The organism is Massiliimalia massiliensis (assembly GCF_900155615.1).
GTDB lineage: Bacteria > Bacillota > Clostridia > Oscillospirales > Ruminococcaceae > Massiliimalia > Massiliimalia massiliensis.
On sequence record NZ_FUHT01000002.1, the window covers coordinates 232,179 to 248,032 of the forward strand.

The 15,854-nt window shown below is 49.6% G+C and carries 13 protein-coding genes; 2 read left to right on the forward strand and 11 right to left on the reverse strand.

What is annotated here, in order from left to right:
- The first annotated feature begins 189 nt into the window (after window positions 1-189).
- Window positions 190-627, forward strand: a complete 438-nt coding sequence (locus tag CZ360_RS01050; RefSeq protein WP_077532354.1) for a DUF4234 domain-containing protein — start codon at window positions 190-192, stop codon at window positions 625-627.
- Between the two features lie 51 nt (window positions 628-678).
- On the opposite strand, the gene CZ360_RS01055 is transcribed toward CZ360_RS01050, so the two are convergent.
- From CZ360_RS01055 to lon, 8 genes are all read right to left on the reverse strand, one after another.
- A complete protein-coding gene (locus CZ360_RS01055) occupies window positions 679-1,104 on the reverse strand; it encodes an ACT domain-containing protein (protein ID WP_077532355.1) in 426 nt (141 codons plus the stop codon).
- 18 nt (window positions 1,105-1,122) lie between these two features.
- Window positions 1,123-1,701: an indolepyruvate oxidoreductase subunit beta gene (locus CZ360_RS01060; protein ID WP_077532356.1), complete on the reverse strand. Its 579-nt coding sequence runs from the start codon at window positions 1,699-1,701 to the stop codon at window positions 1,123-1,125.
- Between the two features lie 3 nt (window positions 1,702-1,704).
- On the reverse strand, window positions 1,705-3,438 hold the full coding sequence (gene iorA, locus CZ360_RS01065; RefSeq protein ID WP_229407953.1) for an indolepyruvate ferredoxin oxidoreductase subunit alpha: 1,734 nt from the start codon (window positions 3,436-3,438) through the stop codon (window positions 1,705-1,707).
- A gap of 35 nt (window positions 3,439-3,473) precedes the next feature.
- Complete coding sequence (locus CZ360_RS01070; RefSeq protein WP_077532357.1) at window positions 3,474-4,784, reverse strand: phenylacetate--CoA ligase family protein; 1,311 nt, start codon at window positions 4,782-4,784, stop codon at window positions 3,474-3,476.
- A gap of 98 nt (window positions 4,785-4,882) precedes the next feature.
- Window positions 4,883-6,421: a sodium/proline symporter gene (locus tag CZ360_RS01075; protein ID WP_077532358.1), complete on the reverse strand. Its 1,539-nt coding sequence runs from the start codon at window positions 6,419-6,421 to the stop codon at window positions 4,883-4,885.
- Window positions 6,422-6,588: 167 nt separating this feature from the next.
- Window positions 6,589-7,887 (reverse strand): diaminopimelate decarboxylase, encoded by a 1,299-nt coding sequence (gene lysA / locus CZ360_RS01080; RefSeq protein WP_077532359.1) that lies wholly within the window; start codon window positions 7,885-7,887, stop codon window positions 6,589-6,591.
- Window positions 7,888-7,908: 21 nt separating this feature from the next.
- Window positions 7,909-8,502, reverse strand: coding sequence for a ribosome biogenesis GTP-binding protein YihA/YsxC (gene yihA, locus CZ360_RS01085; protein ID WP_077532360.1), 594 nt, complete (start codon window positions 8,500-8,502; stop codon window positions 7,909-7,911).
- Between the two features lie 34 nt (window positions 8,503-8,536).
- Entirely contained in the window at window positions 8,537-10,948 is a 2,412-nt protein-coding gene (gene lon, locus CZ360_RS01090) for an endopeptidase La (RefSeq protein ID WP_077532361.1), read from the reverse strand.
- Window positions 10,949-11,301: 353 nt separating this feature from the next.
- On the opposite strand from lon, the gene trhA reads away from it, so the two are divergent.
- A complete protein-coding gene (trhA, locus tag CZ360_RS01095; RefSeq protein ID WP_077532362.1) occupies window positions 11,302-11,958 on the forward strand; it encodes a PAQR family membrane homeostasis protein TrhA in 657 nt (218 codons plus the stop codon).
- Here the strand turns inward: trhA and CZ360_RS01100 are convergent.
- From CZ360_RS01100 to CZ360_RS01110, 3 genes are all read right to left on the reverse strand, one after another.
- Window positions 11,908-13,941, reverse strand: a complete 2,034-nt coding sequence (locus tag CZ360_RS01100) for a heavy metal translocating P-type ATPase (protein ID WP_324612692.1) — start codon at window positions 13,939-13,941, stop codon at window positions 11,908-11,910. The genes trhA and CZ360_RS01100 overlap by 51 nt on opposite strands.
- A 35-nt stretch (window positions 13,942-13,976) precedes the next feature.
- Entirely contained in the window at window positions 13,977-14,303 is a 327-nt protein-coding gene (locus tag CZ360_RS01105) for an ArsR/SmtB family transcription factor (RefSeq protein ID WP_077532883.1), read from the reverse strand.
- 183 nt (window positions 14,304-14,486) lie between these two features.
- Window positions 14,487-15,737 (reverse strand): MFS transporter, encoded by a 1,251-nt coding sequence (locus CZ360_RS01110; protein WP_077532364.1) that lies wholly within the window; start codon window positions 15,735-15,737, stop codon window positions 14,487-14,489.
- Window positions 15,738-15,854: the final 117 nt, after the last annotated feature.

Consider the following 15,854-nt stretch of genomic DNA (forward strand, 5'->3'; position numbering starts at 1 on the left):
CTTTTGGCTTGTCAGTAATTGTAATTATTTCCTTTCTTTTCCTTATTATTTTGCATCTTTTCCAAAAACGGACAAAGGCTTTAATTGATTTTCCACAAAACTATTCTATTTGTTCAAAATATAATTAACAAAATTTCATAATTCATTTATAATCCAAGCATCATAATTCATTGAAAAGGGTGAGTACATATGGATACGCAAACAACATATCAGACATCAACTGCGCCGGTAGGCCAGTTAAAGACAAACAGAGGATTATTAAAATTCGTGCTTTTGTCTTTAATTACCTTTGGCATCTATGGGATTGTTGTAATGTCATCAGTTTCAACTGACATCAATGTCATTGCAAGCCGCTATGACGGGAAGAAAACCATGCATTATTGTCTCTTGATTTTTATAATCGCAGGGATTACGTGCGGAATCGGTCTTCTCGTATGGTATCACAATCTCTCAACCCGTATCAGCAATGAGCTGAAGAGAAGAGGGATTGCCTATGACTTTAGCGCCGGTACATTCTGGGGATGGTATGTCCTCGGTTCCTTAATTATCGTAGGGCCATTTATTTATACGTATAAATTATTTAAAGCTATGAACCTTCTGTCCGAACATTATAACGTAAACGGCTAGGCCTTGACATGAATAAAAAACACCTTCCGTTAGGAAGGTGTTTTTTATTCATCAGATAATCTCATCCTGCTCCAGCACGCGGATTCCGGCATCGCTGAGTGCCTTCGCTGCAGCCTTTGGATCGTCGACGCGGATAATTACGGTCGCACAGCCTGCCTCCGGTGTTAAAAACGCATAGGCATATTCAATATTTTCGCCCGCCTGCGCCAATACCTTCACACACTGTGCAAAGCTGCCGCGCACATCAGGGATAGAAACCACCAGCACCTCGGTGATTGAAACCGAAACCCGATTATCCTGAAGGATTTCTTCCGCCCGTTCCGGATCGCTGACAATCATCCGCAGAATCCCAAAATCAGCCGTATCAGATATGGCAAACGCGCGGATGTTGATCTCAGCATCATTCAAATAGCTGGTGATCTCAGCAAGTTTTCCGGATTTGTTTTCCACAAATGCAGAAATTTGTTTAATAGCCATGAAAATCCCTCCAACTCTTTATTTTCCGGACTGATAGCCCAAATCAAATGCTTTGAGGTTCATTTCTACAAATTTGGAAGGAACTGTCTCCCGGATTGCTTTTTTCCAAACTTCCTCTGCAAAATCCATATGAGAAGCCACGACGCCCATCAGCACCACATTCACTGCCTTGGACGATCCGGCTTCTACCGCCAGGCTAAGTGCGTCTACCGCATGCAGCCGCACACCGGTCTCTTCAATTGTCTCCAGAATTCCTTCTGGATAGGCTGCCGTGCCGATCACAACCGGCATCGGATCCATTTTCTGCGTATTGGTTACGATAGCCCCGCCTTCCTTCAAATAAGGCAGCCATCTTGCCGCTTCGAGCTGCTCAAATGCCAGGATAATATCCGCTTCCCCTTTTTCAACCAACGGAGAGTACACTTCATCGCCATATTTTACATAGGTGACGACCGATCCGCCGCGCTGGCTCATCCCGTGTACCTCAGACACCTTCACATCATATCCCTGATCCACTAAAACGCTGCCGAGCAGACGGCTTGCAAGCAGGGTTCCCTGACCGCCGACACCGACGATCATGATACTTTTTGTATTCATCTCTTATTTTCCCTCCTCGATTGCGTTAAAGCGGCAGAGCTGTGTACAGACGTTACAGCCGACGCACTGGGTAAAATCAATGGTGGATTTACCGTTCTTGAAGCTGATCGCCGGACAGCCAATCTTCATGCACATTTTACATCCGGTGCACTTATCAGCATTCACCTTCAAAGGCGGGTTGTGTTTCACATATTTTAGCAGCGCACAGGGCCTGCGGGAAATAATAACAGACGGTTCCTCCGCGGCCAGTTCTTCCCGGATTGCCTCCTCGGTTTCCTTCAGATTATATGGATCGACTACCCGAACCCGGTCAATCCCAACTGCCTGCGCTAATTTTTCCAGACTAACGGCTGTGGTCGGATCGCCTTTGATGGTTTTTCCAGTGGTCGGGTTCTCCTGATGCCCAGTCATCCCGGTAATGCTGTTATCCAGGATGATCACAGTCGAATTACTCTGGTTATAAGCAATATTGATCAGGCCTGTGACGCCGGAATGCATAAAGGTAGAATCTCCGATCACAGCTACTGATTTCTTGGCATTTTCTGCATCAGCTTTGTTTCTGCCGTGCAGTCCGGAAACGGAAGCACCCATGCAGACACAGGTATCAATCATCCCCAGCGGCTGCAGCGCGCCCAGTGTATAGCATCCGATGTCCCCGCTGACTGTCACCTTCTGTTTTTTCAGCGCATAGAACAGTCCCCTGTGCGGACACCCCGCGCAGAGAACCGGCGGACGTCCCGGAATATCGAGATCAGTGGAAATACTTTTTGTTTCTTCGCCCAATATAACCTTCTTCACCAGGCTCTGGAAGTATTCGCCCTGGAGGGTGAATGCTTCCTTCCCAATCACAGAAATACCAATCTGTTTGCAGTGCTCCTCCAGGAATGGATCTAATTCTTCCACGACATAAACCTGGTCGCATTTTGCCGCAAATTCCTGAATCAGTTTGACCGGCAGCGGATATACGCAGCCCAGCTTTAAGTAAGAGGCTTTCTCACCTAATGCCTCCTTTGCGTATTGATAGCAGATTCCGGAAGTAATAATTCCAATCTTAGTATCATGGTATTCCGTCCGATTCATCGGGGTTGTTTCAGCCCATTCTACCTGCTTGGCAATCCGATCCTCTACCACAATATGACGTCCCTTAGCCATTGCCGGCATCATTACGTATTTCTGAGGGTCTTTCACATATTCCTTCACACCAATGTCGTTCCGCTCCCCTGTTGCCACCAGGCTGCGGGAATGCGCGATCCTGGTCGTCAGACGCAGGATAACCGGCGTATCAAACTGTTCGGACAGCTCATAGGCCGCTTTTGCAAAGGAAAGGCATTCTGCGGAATCAGAAGGCTCCAGCATCATTACCTTGGCCGCCTTGGCATAATGCCGGGAATCCTGTTCATTCTGGGAGGAATGCATGCCCGGATCATCCGCAACAGCAATCACCATTCCGGCATTGATCCCGGTATAAGATGCAGTAAAAAGCGGGTCGGCCGCAACGTTTAGCCCTACATGCTTCATAGCGCAGAAGGAACGCGCCCCAGAAATAGCAGCGCCGACCGCAACCTCCATTGCCACCTTTTCATTCGGCGCCCATTCGCTGTAAATATCATCATATGCAGCGAGAAATTCGGTAATTTCGGTACTCGGCGTTCCGGGATAGCTGGAAGCAACCCGGCAGCCGCCCTCATATAATCCGCGGGCCGCCGCTTCATTTCCGATCATCAGTTTCTTTTCCATAATATGATCCTTTCTGTTTTAAACGGACGCGCCGCTTATTTCTGTTCCGGCTGGCTTCTCAGGTCAACCACCCGCTGTGCCTTTCCTTCAAACCGCTTTAAGGTTTTTGGCCCAACCAGCGTCACCTTGCATTGAATGCCAAGCACAGTATGTAATTTATGTTTGATCTTACCCTGCAACTCCTGAATTTTGACAAAGCTGTCAATCAGGTCTTTATTCTCAATCTCCGCTTTGACCTCCAGTGTATCCGCAAAGCCTTCCCGGCGGACAATAAGCTGGTAATGCGGGCTGATCTGCGGGACTGTCACCAGTACGCTCTCGATCTGCGACGGGAATACGTTCACGCCCCGAATCTTCAGCATATCATCGCTTCTGCCCTGCACCTTGTCCATCCGAACATGAGTCCGGCCGCAGGCGCAAGGTTCGTAATTGAGGCGGGTAATGTCTCTTGTGCGATACCGCAGAAGCGGGATTCCCTCCTTAGTCAGCGGCGTAATAACCAGCTCCCCGGTCTCGCCCGGCCCAAGCACCTCTCCAGTCTGCGGATCGATGATTTCCGGCAGGAAGTAATCCTCGTTGAAGTGCAGGCCGCTCCGTTCCCGGCATTCTCCTGACACCCCCGGTCCCATCAGCTCGCTCATCCCATAGTTATCCGTTGCAAAAAGATTCCATGCTCCTTCGATTTGAGCTCGCATTTCCGGCGTACAGCCTTCTGAGCCGAACAGCCCGAGCCGCAGATGGTAATCCTCCATCGGATATTCCAGTTCCTTGGCGATTTCGGCCATATAAAGCGCGTAAGACGGTGTGGCAACCAGCGCAGTCGTTCCAAAGTCGCGCATATACATCAGCGCCTTTTCGGTGTTTCCGCTTGAATTGGGAACAACGGTTGCCCCGATCTTTTCCAGTCCGTAGTGAAGCCCCAACGCTCCGGTAAACATTCCATAGCCAAAGGATATCTGGACAATATCCTCGCTGGTAGCTCCGGCCGCCATCACAATTCTTGCCATGCAGTCCGACCACATATCCAGGTCCCGTTTCGTATAGCCTACCACAGTCGGCTTTCCGGTTGTCCCTGAGGAGGCATGGATTCTCACCAGTTCCTTTTGAGGGACGGCAAACAGCCCAAACGGGTAGTTGTCCCGCAGGTCAGCCTTGGTGGTCATCGGAATATATTGGATATCGCTGAGAGACTTTATTTTGTCAGCACAAACGCCGGCCTCATCCAGGCGTCTGTGGTAGAACGGGACATTACGGTAACAGTAGTCGACCGTCCATTTCAAACGCTCGAGCTGAAGCGCGTCCAGTTCTTTTCTGCCCATGGTTTCAATTTCTTTTTGAAAAAACATTGTCATTCTCTCCTACTTTCTTACCTTATCAATTATAAACGATTCCATTCTTTTATTCAATAGTAAAAAGGCGGGTTTTTATTCCGCCTTTTTGCCCGTTATATTTCAGATTGATATCCCGCAAAAGCATGGTCAATAATTTCCTGTTCCGGTTTTTTTGTAAACGCGCTGACAACCGGCACCAGCACCAGCCCAAACAACATCGCGAATGCACCGGCATTGATCGGAGAAAGGATGTTGAGCTTCCAGCCCAGCCCCTGCACTGCTTCTACCAATCCCGGGAACCATCCCAGGCTGAACAGCACCATATGTACTACCGTAATGCCGACACCCGAGATAAAGGAGGCCCAGACAGCCGCCCGGGTAATTTTTTTCGAAAACAGCCCATAAAGGAACGGCGCCAGAAACGCACCGGCCAGGGCGCCCCACGAAATCGACATCAGGGTCGTGATATACGCATTCGGATTAAGTGCAATCACAACGGAAATGACTAAGAAGCAGGCAATAAAAATCCGCATGATCCGCACCATGTGCTTCTCGCCCATATTGCTCCGCAGCGGCTTAATCAGGTCGATCGTCAATGTCGCGCTGGAGGTCAGAACCAGTGAGGATAGGGTTGACATAGACGCTGAAAGCACCAGTACAACAACAATCCCGATTAAAATATCCGGAAGGGCGGAATCCAAAAGGGTTGGAATAATGGAATCATAGACCGGCTTTCCGTTCGAGCCCACTTCCAGGTTATCGACAAAAATCCGGCCGAAGCTGCCGAGAAAATAGCTGCCTCCTGACACAACTACCGCAAACAGGGTAGAAATCACTGTCCCCCGTTTAATGGAGGCGTTGTCCTTAATCGCATAGAACTTCTGGACCATCTGCGGAAGCCCCCAAGTTCCCAAGGAGGTTAGGATCACAACTCCAAGCAAATTGATTGGGTCTGGCCCAAACAGGGAACCCAGGCTTCCCTGCGGCACACCGGCATCCGAAACCTCAGCCAGGCTCTTCATCGCGGTGAAAAGGCCGCCTTTTTCCGCCAGCGCAAAGTAAATGACCGCTACAATGCCGCCCAGCATAATAATCCCCTGCACAAAATCATTAATTGCGGTCGCCATATATCCGCCGAGGATGACGTAAACGGCAGTGATTACCGCCATCGCGATAATACAGTAGGCATAGTCAAAGCCAAACGCCATCGAAAAAAGGCGCGATAAGCCGTTATACACGGACGCCGTATATGGGATCAGAAAAATAAACACAATGAGTGCGGAAACGATTTTCAGCTTTTTGCAGCCAAACCGCCGTTCAAAAAATTCCGGCATGGTGGTGGCTTCCAGATGCTTCGTCATAATCCGGGTTCGTTTTCCCAATACCAGCCACGCAAGCAGGCTGCCGATCAGGGCGTTCCCGATGCCGATCCAGGTTGCCGATATCCCGTATGCCCATCCAAACTGGCCTGCATATCCGATAAACACGACTGCGGAAAAATATGAAGTTCCATATGCAAACGCAGTAAACCACGGCCCGAGACTTCTTCCGCCAAGAACGAAATCCGACACATTGCTCGTTTTTTTCTTGCAGTAAACGCCAATACCAATCATAACCGCAAGATAAATGATAAGAATTACCCAGATGCTCATTGCTAGCCCCCACTTTATCGATTTAAAGCTTTTATGCTTTTTGCTTTTAATGATTTTACTCATTAAAGCATTGTTCACAGTATATCACACTTTATCAGCCCCGTCAAGTGCTTTTCATAGAAAAATACTGACGGAAGCGTTGACTGCCGTCAGTATTTGCCTTTTATTTAAATATCGCAGCTAATCATGTCATCCAGTGTCTCTCTGCGCACCACTATCCGGGAAGTACCGTCTTTGACCATCACCACAGCCGGTTTTCTCACCCGGTTATAGTGGGAGGCCATGGAATAGTTATAGGCCCCAGTAGCACAGACCGCTAGAATATCCCCTATTTCCGCCTGCTGAAGCGGAACGTCCTTCCCAAGCAGGTCGCCGCTCTCGCAGCACCGCCCGGCAACGGTAACAGTATCGTTCTTATCCTGAGAAGCCTTGTTCGCCAAAATAAACTCATAGTCAGCCTCATAGAGCGCATAACGCGGGTTGTCGGTCATTCCGCCGTCAATTGAGACATATTTGCGAATACCCGGAATCTCCTTTACCCCGCCGACCTGGTAGAGGGTAATCCCGGCAGCGCCGACAATCGAGCGTCCCGGCTCAATGATAATATAAGGCAGACTGAGCTTTTTTTCCTTTGCCAGTCCTTTTACCGCTTCGGAAACCTCACGCATATAATTCTGATAGGCCGCAGGATGGTCTGCCGGAATATATTTAATTCCAAATCCGCCGCCGAGATTCATGGTTTTCAGATCATAGCCAAGCGTATCTCTGATATCGGCAATAAAGCCAATCAGGATTTCAGCCGCACGGACAAACGGATCAATTTCAAAAATTTGCGAGCCAATATGGCAGTGTACCCCGTCCAGTACCAAATTCGGCAGGGAAAGCGCCGTCCGAACCGCTTCCTTCGCCGTCCCAAACTCAATCGTAAAACCAAATTTAGAATCAATCTGCCCGGTCTGAATAAAGCTGTGGGTGTGCGCTTCAATTCCTGGAGTCAGGCGGAGCAGGATTTTCGCCTGCTTGCCTTTATTCTCTGCAAGCCGGTTCAGCAACTCCAGCTCTCCAAAACTGTCCGCAACAATCCAGCCTACGCCATAATCCAGCGCAAGGGACAGTTCCTCTTCTGTTTTGTTGTTTCCATGATAGCAAATTTTCTCTGCCGGGAAATTGACGCTCATCGCCGTATAAAGCTCTCCGATAGAAACCACGTCCACGCCGAGTCCCTCGGCTTTGGCAATCCGGTAGATTTCCTTGCAGGAAAACGCTTTCGAAGCATAACAAACCAGGCCCCCACCTTGGTAAAAGTTATCCATCGAACTGCGGAACTGCCGCATATTTTCCCGGATCATCTCCTCGTCCATTACATACAGCGGCGTTCCATACCGTCCCGCCAATTCGGTTGTATCCATGTCAGCAAAGGTTAAATGACCCTTTCCATTCACGGACAGGTTGTTTGACACAAACATACTACTCTCCCCTTTATTCAGTCAGACAGCCTCCTGTCCGACAATTTCCTCTATCAATTCCCTCATCTGTTCGATTCCCGCCCCTGACTGGGACGAACAAGGCAGGATCGTAAGCTGGTCGCCATACGGCAGTTCCGACCGGATCGCTTTCAGGCGTTCGGACGTCTGCGTCTTGTTCAGCTTGTCCGCCTTAGTCAGAATCACTGCAAAGGGCAGTTCGCATTCGATCAGATAATTTGTCATATCCAGGTCGAGTCTTGTAGGCGGATGGCGCATATCGATCAGCTGGAATACCAATCCCAGATTTCGGTCAGCCTGAAAATATTTTTCAATCAGCGCCGCCCAGCGCTCCTTTTCCGATTTAGCCACCTTAGCGTAGCCATATCCCGGAAGATCCACAAAATGAACATCCTCCACCTGATAGAAATTGATGGTCGCCGTCTTTCCCGGAACCGCCGAAACCTTCGCAAGCGCTTTCCGGTTAAACAGCTTATTGATCAACGAGGATTTTCCGACGTTAGAGCGTCCAGCAAATGCAAATTCAATGCCCTTGCTCTCCGGCAGCTGGCTGGACAGCCCGTAGGACGTGACAAAACGAGCCTGATTAAAATTCATTGCCGAAACCTCCTCCTCTTTTATAAAATACTCCTCAGCAGGATATCAGCGCCGCCTGCTCTGGTTCGCTCTCCGGCAACAGCATGGCCGGCAAATCCTCCTGCCGCTCCGGCCGCAGAAGCGCGACGCTCAGCACTTCATCAATCGTTTTTACCGGTACAAACTGTAATCCCTTTTGGATCACCGGGTCGAATTCCGCAATATCCGGTTTGTTCTCATATGGGATAATCACCGTATGGATGCCCGCGCGAAATGCTGCGATTGCTTTTTCCTTCAGGCCGCCGATCTGCATCACGCGGCCCCGCAGCGAGATTTCTCCCGTCATAGCCACATCGTGCCGTACAGGGATACCCGACAGGGCGGATACCAGCGCGGTAGTCATGGTAACTCCGGCTGACGGGCCGTCCTTTGGCACGGCCCCCTCCGGCGCGTGGATATGGATATCCTTGGTCTTATAGAAGTCGGATGCAATCCCATATTGCTCTGCAATTCCCCGGACATAGCTGACTGCAATCTTCGCAGATTCCTGCATAATATCTCCAAGATTCCCGGTAATTTGGATCTTTCCCGACCCTTCATAGACACCAGTTTCAATCTCCAGTGTTTCTCCCCCGACCGACGTCCAGGCAAGACCCGTTACAGCACCGATTCGATCCTCCTGCGCCGCTTTGGCCACTGCATATTTCTTCGGCCCCAGCATCTCCTCCAGGCAGCGTGCGTTCACCGACACTCGTTTAAATCCATCCATCAGCTTTTTCTTGGCAGTTTTCCGGCAAACCGAAGCAATCGCACGTTCCAGCTTTCTCACGCCGGCTTCCCGGGTATACCGGTCTATCAGGGTATAAACCCCTTCCTGTGTAAAGACAATATCTTTAGAGATCAGGCCGTGTTTTTTGATCTGCTTAGGAGCCAAATACTTCTTGGCAATCTGAAATTTTTCTTCCCGTGTATAGGAGGATAATTCAATGACCTCCATCCGGTCCAATAACGGCGCCGGGATAGTAGAAAGATCGTTTGCCGTTGTGATAAAGAGCACCTCGCTCAGGTCAAACGGCACTTCAATATAATGGTCACGGAAAGCATTGTTCTGTTCGCTGTCCAATACCTCCAGCATCGCGGCGGATGGGTCTCCTTTAAAATCCGCGCCCATTTTATCAATCTCGTCCAGCAGAATCAAAGGGTTGCGCACCTTTGCCTGCCGCAGGGCGTTGATCACCCGTCCAGGCATTGCGCCGACATAGGTTTTCCGGTGCCCGCGGATATCAGACTCATCCCGCACGCCGCCCAGGGAGAGCCGCACATATCTGCGCCCCATCGTCTCGGCAATGCTTTTCCCAATCGACGTTTTCCCCACGCCCGGAGGTCCGGCCAGGCAAATAATCTGTCCTTTGATATCCGGTGCAAGCTTGCGTACGGCAAGGATTTCCAGAATCCGCTCCTTCACCTTTTCCAGGCCATAGTGATCCCGGTTTAAGACCCGCTCCGCCTTCTTTAAATCGAGGGTATCGACTGTTACTGTATCCCACGGCAGCTCCAGACAGGTCTCAAGATAGGTTCGGATCACGTTCGCCTCCTGCGACTGCGGCGGGCATTTGGAAAGCCTTTCCGCCTCTTTATACAGTTTTTCGCGGTCATCCTCGGAAATATGCTGGATCGCCGCAACCTGGTCAAACAGGTCGGCGGCGTCTTCCTTGACATCCTCTCCCTCACCCAGCTCGCCGGCGATCACCCGCATCTGTTCCCGCAGGAAATAGTCCCGCTGGTTCTTGTCCATCTGCTCCTTAACCTGCTCATAGATATCCCGCTCCAGAGAAAGGACTTCACTCTCGCGCTGAAGAATTTCCGTCAACAGCTTCAGCCGCTTATAATAGCTGTTTGCTTCCAGCAGCTCCTGCCTGTCTTCAAACGGGATCATAATATTATAAGCAATTGCCTCAAACAGGCCCTCCGGCGTATCTTGGGAAAGCGCCTCCAGAATAATATCCTTGGACATTTTCGGCACAAGCAGGCTGTAGCTTTCAAACAGTGATTTTACCACCCGCATGAGTGCTTCCATCTCTTCAACGGTGACTGCACGGCGTTTACTTACCGTACATTCCTGCAGCTCAACCACCAACGACGGATTCTGTTCCAGATACTCCACTATTTTGGCGCGGCAGAGCCCCTCCACCATCACGTGGACAACGCCCTCCTGGCCTTTCAGCATCTGTTTGATCACTGCAACTACACCGACTTTATACAGGTCTTCCGGTTTCGGATCCTCTGTCATGACGTCCTTCTGCGCGACCAGAAAAATTTTTTTATCATTTGCCATTGCTTGCTGCAATGCCAAAATAGATTTTTTTCTGCCAACATCAAAATGAAGCGACATCTTTTCCATCATGACCAGCCCGCGCATTGCAAGCGCCGGCACAATTACTGTATTCTCAATCTCAAACCGTTTCATCTGCACCACTTTCTTTCTTCAGAAATCGAACCGCGTCCGGTTGATTCACCGAGCTGTTCTTCTCTATCAATGTCCGCCAAAATTTAGGCAGAGCTACATATATACCATACTAATCTTGTTACATATTATACAGAAAAAGCGGAAACTTTGCAAGTTTCCGCTTTTCACTATTCACGATTTTGTATATCCTGTTCGAATCCGGGAAAATTCAGCCCAGCCTTTTGCGTGTTCTAACAAGGCGTCCTTCCTCCGGTTATATTTTTCCATTCATCAGGAATCATAGGACTGTTCATATTTCATCTGTTTTTGGATGCTATAATAAGAGAAATGAAACAGGAAAAGAGGTTTTCTCCATGCCGCAGCCAAACAAAAAACGCTTCCTTCCATTTTATACAGTAGGAGAAGAAATTGCCAATTCTGTCACCCATGGCCTCGGTTCCCTGTTGTCAATTGCGGGCTGTGCTGTGATTATCGTATTCGCCGCCCTGACAGGAGACCCGTTCAAGATTGTCAGCGCAGCGATTTTCAGCGCGGGGCTGATTATCATGTTTACCATGTCTACCCTTTACCATTCGCTGACCAATGAAAAGGCGAAATTTGTCTTTCGGGTGTTTGACCATACCTCAATCTTCATCCTGATTGCCGCCACCTATACGCCGCTCACGCTGGTATCTCTGCGCGGCTGGATTGGCTGGACCATCTTTGGGGTAGTCTGGGGCTCCGCCATAGTTGGAATTATCTTGAATGCGGTCAGTGTGGAACGCTTTAAGGTGCTTTCGATGGTTTGTTACATCGCAAGCGGCTGGTGTGTCATCGCGGCGATTGTGCCGCTGACCCAGAGAATGGAGTCAATGGGCGTCGCATTGCTGGTGCTCGGTGGAATCGCATACACCGGAGGTTTGTTCTTCTACCGCAAAAAAGAGATCCGGTATATGCATTCCGTCTGGCACTTATTTGTTTTAGCCGGCGCAGTCTTCCACTATTTTTGCATCCTGTTTTACGTCGTCTGATTGTTTTGGCGCGCGCAGTGCCCTTGTCGCATTTAAAACCGCCAACAGGCAGACGCCAACATCCGCAAATACCGCTTCCCACATGGTAGAAACGCCAAATGCCGCCAGGATCAGCACCAGCGCCTTAACGCCCAGCGCAAAGGCAATGTTCTGTTTGACAATCCGCAGGGTACGGCGCGAAATCATAACCGCTTCCGCCAGCTTGGAAGGCTCGTCAGTCATGATCACAACGTCGGCTGCTTCGATTGCAGCGTCGCTCCCCAGCCCGCCCATGGCGGCACCAACATCCGCCGCCATGAGAACCGGTGCGTCGTTAATTCCATCTCCCGCGAACAGAACTGTTTTGCAGGGATTTTTTTCTTTCTGTAACTGTTCAATCCGGTTCAGCTTATCGTCCGGCAGAAGCTGGGTGTAGGCTTCATCCAGACCTAGCTTCCGGGCGACAGCCTGCCCCGGGGCATCTGCATCCCCGGTTAGCATAATAATTCGTTCTGCACCAGCCGCCCTCAGCCTTGAAACCGCCAGTGCCGCATCTGCCTTCAGCTCGTCTGAAATGACCAGATAGCCTAAAAACTTCTGTTCCCTCGCCACATAAACAACAGTGCCCATTTCTTTTGCTTCCCGGTAAACGACGCCATTTTCCTTCATCAGCTTGGCATTTCCAACCAAAACCGTTTTTCCATCGAGTTGTGTCCGGATTCCTCGCCCGGCTATTTCTTCATAATCAGCACTGTCAATCTTTTCCGGCTGATGCCGGTACGCTTCCAAAACCGATCTTGAAATAGGATGGTTCGAAAACTGCTCTGCCGCCGCGCAAACCCGCAGCAGTTCTTCCTCGCTCACTGTTTCCGGTTTGATGTGGTTGACACGAAACACGCCGTGTGTCAGCGTACCTGTCTTATCCAAGGCTACGGTCTCTACCCGTGACAAGGCCTCCAGATTATTGCTTCCCTTAACTAAAATGCCGCGGCGGGAAGCTCCGCCGATCCCACCGAAAAAGCTCAGCGGAACGGAAATTACCAGGGCACAGGGACAGGAGATAACCAGGAAGGACAGCGCACGGTAAACCCAGACTGACCATACCCCGGTAATCAGGGAAGGAACAACAGCCAGCAGCACCGCCAGCGCGACAACAATCGGTGTATATACCCTCGCGAAGCGGGTGATGAACTGCTCCGACCTGGCCTTTTTCTGAGAAGCGTTTTCAACCAGGTTCAAAATCCTGGCCACTGTGGAATCCCCATATTCCTTGGATACTTCAATCTCCAGGACACCGTCAAGATTAATGCTCCCGCTCATCGCATTTTCACCCGGCCTTAGCCTTTGCGGTACCGATTCCCCTGTCAATGCCGAAAGGTCGGCCATCGAGCTGCCTTCTCTTACAACACCGTCCAGCGGAATTCGTTCTCCCGGCTGTACTACGATGGTTTCCTGAAGCGCTACTTCCTCCGGCGGCACAGTCTGCAAGACTCCCTGCCGTTTTACCCGGGCAAAGTCAGGCCGGATTTCCATCAGGCTGCTGATTGATTTTCTCGATTTTCCAATGGCATAGCTCTGGAACATTTCTCCGACCTGGAACAGTAGCATAACCGCTACTCCCTCCAGATATTCCCCCACACAGAATGCTCCAATCGCAGCTAGGGACATCAAAAAGTTTTCATCCAGCATATGGCCCTGGAACAGATTTTTCACAGCATCGATTACTATATCGTATCCGATTACCAACAAGGCCGCCAGATAAAGGAAAAACGAAACAAGCTCCGGAACGGGCAAAAGCATCCCGCCGGCTCCAAGAAGGAGGATGATTCCTGCACGGATCAAGGTGGTTTTCATCTCTCCTGCTGAATGGTCATGGCCGTGGCTGCATCCGCAGCCACATCCATCGTGTTCATGTGAATGTCCGTTTCCGCTATGATCATGGTGGGCATGCTCGTGGCCGGCTTCGCAGGAAGCACAGCATCCATCGCGGCAATGCTTTGACATATCTCTTCTCTCCCCTCTCAATTTACAAAAGCATACTACTCTAATACATGCTCCAGCGCCTGGTCAAAGATGGTTTTAATATGCCCGTCTGCCAGCGAATAAAAAACGGTTTTTCCATCCCGGCGGTATTTCACCAGCCGGCTCTGCTTGAGCACTCTCAGTTGATGTGAGATTGCAGATTGGGTCATCCCCAGCAGGTCTGCAATGTCGCAGACGCACATCTCGCTTTCAAAAAGTGCATATAGGATTTTCACCCTGGTGCTGTCGCCAAAAACCTTAAATAATTCAGCAACGTCATACAGGATTTCATCGTCCGGCATCTCATTGGACACCCGGTTCACAACGTCCTGATGAACCTGCATGCACTCACACTGTTCTATAGGCTCTTTCTTTTCCACTTCAATTCCTCCTCATATGAGCAATTATTCATATGTTTGATTTTATTATATATGTCTCCTGCTTATTTGTCAAGTGCTTTTTAAAAAAAATCAGGCAGCAGAAATCATCTTTCCTGCTGCCTGATTCTATTCTTATTGCCAAACCGGTTATTCTGTTTTGGCCCGCTCTGCATTCGGGACAAACAGCAACACCACAAATCCCAGTACAAACAATACCGCAATACTCAACACACCATATCGTGCATTTCCGGTTATCAGAGTCGCGAGGCCCATCAAAACCGGCCCAATCACAGTCGCGTATTTTCCAAAAATATTGTAGAAGCCAAAATATTCGTTATTGTTTTCTTTAGGAACCAGCTTTCCAAAATAGGAGCGGGACAGGGCCTGGATTGTCCCCTGTACGATTCCGACCACAACAGCCATAATCCAAAACTGCCACTGATGCGTGAGGAAATACCCGAAAATACAGATTCCCACATATACGACAATACAGCTCAGCAATACGCGTTTGGTCGAAAAACGCTGGGATACCTTTGCAAAAACCAGCACCGCCGGAAACGCAACAATCTGCGTCACCAAAAGTGCTACAATCATCCCGGTAGTGTCCAGTCCCACCGCCTGTCCGTAGGTAGTGGAGAGCTTGATGATGGTATCAACCCCATCAATATAGAAAAAATAGGCGAGCAGGAACAGCCCGATATTCCTATTCTTTGCAATCAGCCGGCAGGTATGCGCTACCTGTTTTACCGCAGCGGTAAATACATTTCCGCAAAGCGCATCGCTGTAGTATTTCTGATGTACCCGGCGCATCATCGGGATTGTGAACACCAGCCACCAGACCGCGTTAATCAAAATCCCAATCTTGACCGCGCCCATAGCGTCCAAGCCGAACGGTGTGAACATATAAAGCAATATGCTCGCGATAAAGGGAAAACAGCTTCCGATGTAACCGACCGCATATCCGAATGAGGAAATAAAGTCCATCCGCTCGTCTGAGGTAACATCCACCAGGAACGCATCATAAAAAATATTGGCGCCGGCATAACCGATTCCAGTCAATAAGTTGACCGCCAGCAGGACATAATAATTATCAATCACAGCCATGGCAAAAAACATGGCAAGCGCCAGCACAAAAAAGCTGGTGAAAAAGAGCTTTTTCTTTCCCTTGCGGTCCGCCAAGACGCCAAGCAACGGCGCCAGCAAGGCGATTACAAGCGTTGCGCCTGACTGGACAAACGACCAGTTTGCAGTTGTCTGCGCGGAAGAAAGACCGGCAAACTCCTGACCAATGGTAGCAATATAAGGCGGTACCATTGCGGTCAGCATCATAATATAGGCAGAATTCGCACAGTCGTACAGACTCCAGCTCAGTTCTTCTTTTGTCATTTTCAGTTTCATAATCCGTACCCTTTTCTGTCCTTTTTCTTTTATTATCCCCGTTCTCTGTAAGTTTTGCAAGATATATTGCTTTAAAGGAGTGTAAAATTGTGGAATTGACTGGAAAAGATTCCCCTC

Excerpts from the sequence above, each read along its gene's own strand:
- CZ360_RS01075 (WP_077532358.1), bottom strand. The coding sequence starts at position 6,421 with ATGAGCATCTGGGTAATTCTTATCATTTATCTTGCGGTTATGATTGGT.
- CZ360_RS01105 (WP_077532883.1), bottom strand. The coding sequence starts at position 14,303 with ATGCAGGTTCATCAGGACGTTGTGAACCGGGTGTCCAATGAGATGCCG.
- yihA (WP_077532360.1), bottom strand. The coding sequence starts at position 8,502 with ATGAATTTTAATCAGGCTCGTTTTGTCACGTCCTACGGGCTGTCCAGC.
- CZ360_RS01050 (WP_077532354.1), top strand. The coding sequence starts at position 190 with ATGGATACGCAAACAACATATCAGACATCAACTGCGCCGGTAGGCCAG.
- trhA (WP_077532362.1), top strand. The coding sequence starts at position 11,302 with ATGCCGCAGCCAAACAAAAAACGCTTCCTTCCATTTTATACAGTAGGA.
- CZ360_RS01070 (WP_077532357.1), bottom strand. The coding sequence starts at position 4,784 with ATGTTTTTTCAAAAAGAAATTGAAACCATGGGCAGAAAAGAACTGGAC.
- iorA (WP_229407953.1), bottom strand. The coding sequence starts at position 3,438 with ATGGAAAAGAAACTGATGATCGGAAATGAAGCGGCGGCCCGCGGATTA.
- CZ360_RS01110 (WP_077532364.1), bottom strand. The coding sequence starts at position 15,737 with ATGAAACTGAAAATGACAAAAGAAGAACTGAGCTGGAGTCTGTACGAC.
- CZ360_RS01100 (WP_324612692.1), bottom strand. The coding sequence starts at position 13,941 with ATGTCAAAGCATTGCCGCGATGGATGCTGTGCTTCCTGCGAAGCCGGC.
- lon (WP_077532361.1), bottom strand. The coding sequence starts at position 10,948 with ATGAAACGGTTTGAGATTGAGAATACAGTAATTGTGCCGGCGCTTGCA.
- CZ360_RS01055 (WP_077532355.1), bottom strand. The coding sequence starts at position 1,104 with ATGGCTATTAAACAAATTTCTGCATTTGTGGAAAACAAATCCGGAAAA.
- lysA (WP_077532359.1), bottom strand. The coding sequence starts at position 7,887 with ATGTTTGTGTCAAACAACCTGTCCGTGAATGGAAAGGGTCATTTAACC.
- CZ360_RS01060 (WP_077532356.1), bottom strand. The coding sequence starts at position 1,701 with ATGAATACAAAAAGTATCATGATCGTCGGTGTCGGCGGTCAGGGAACC.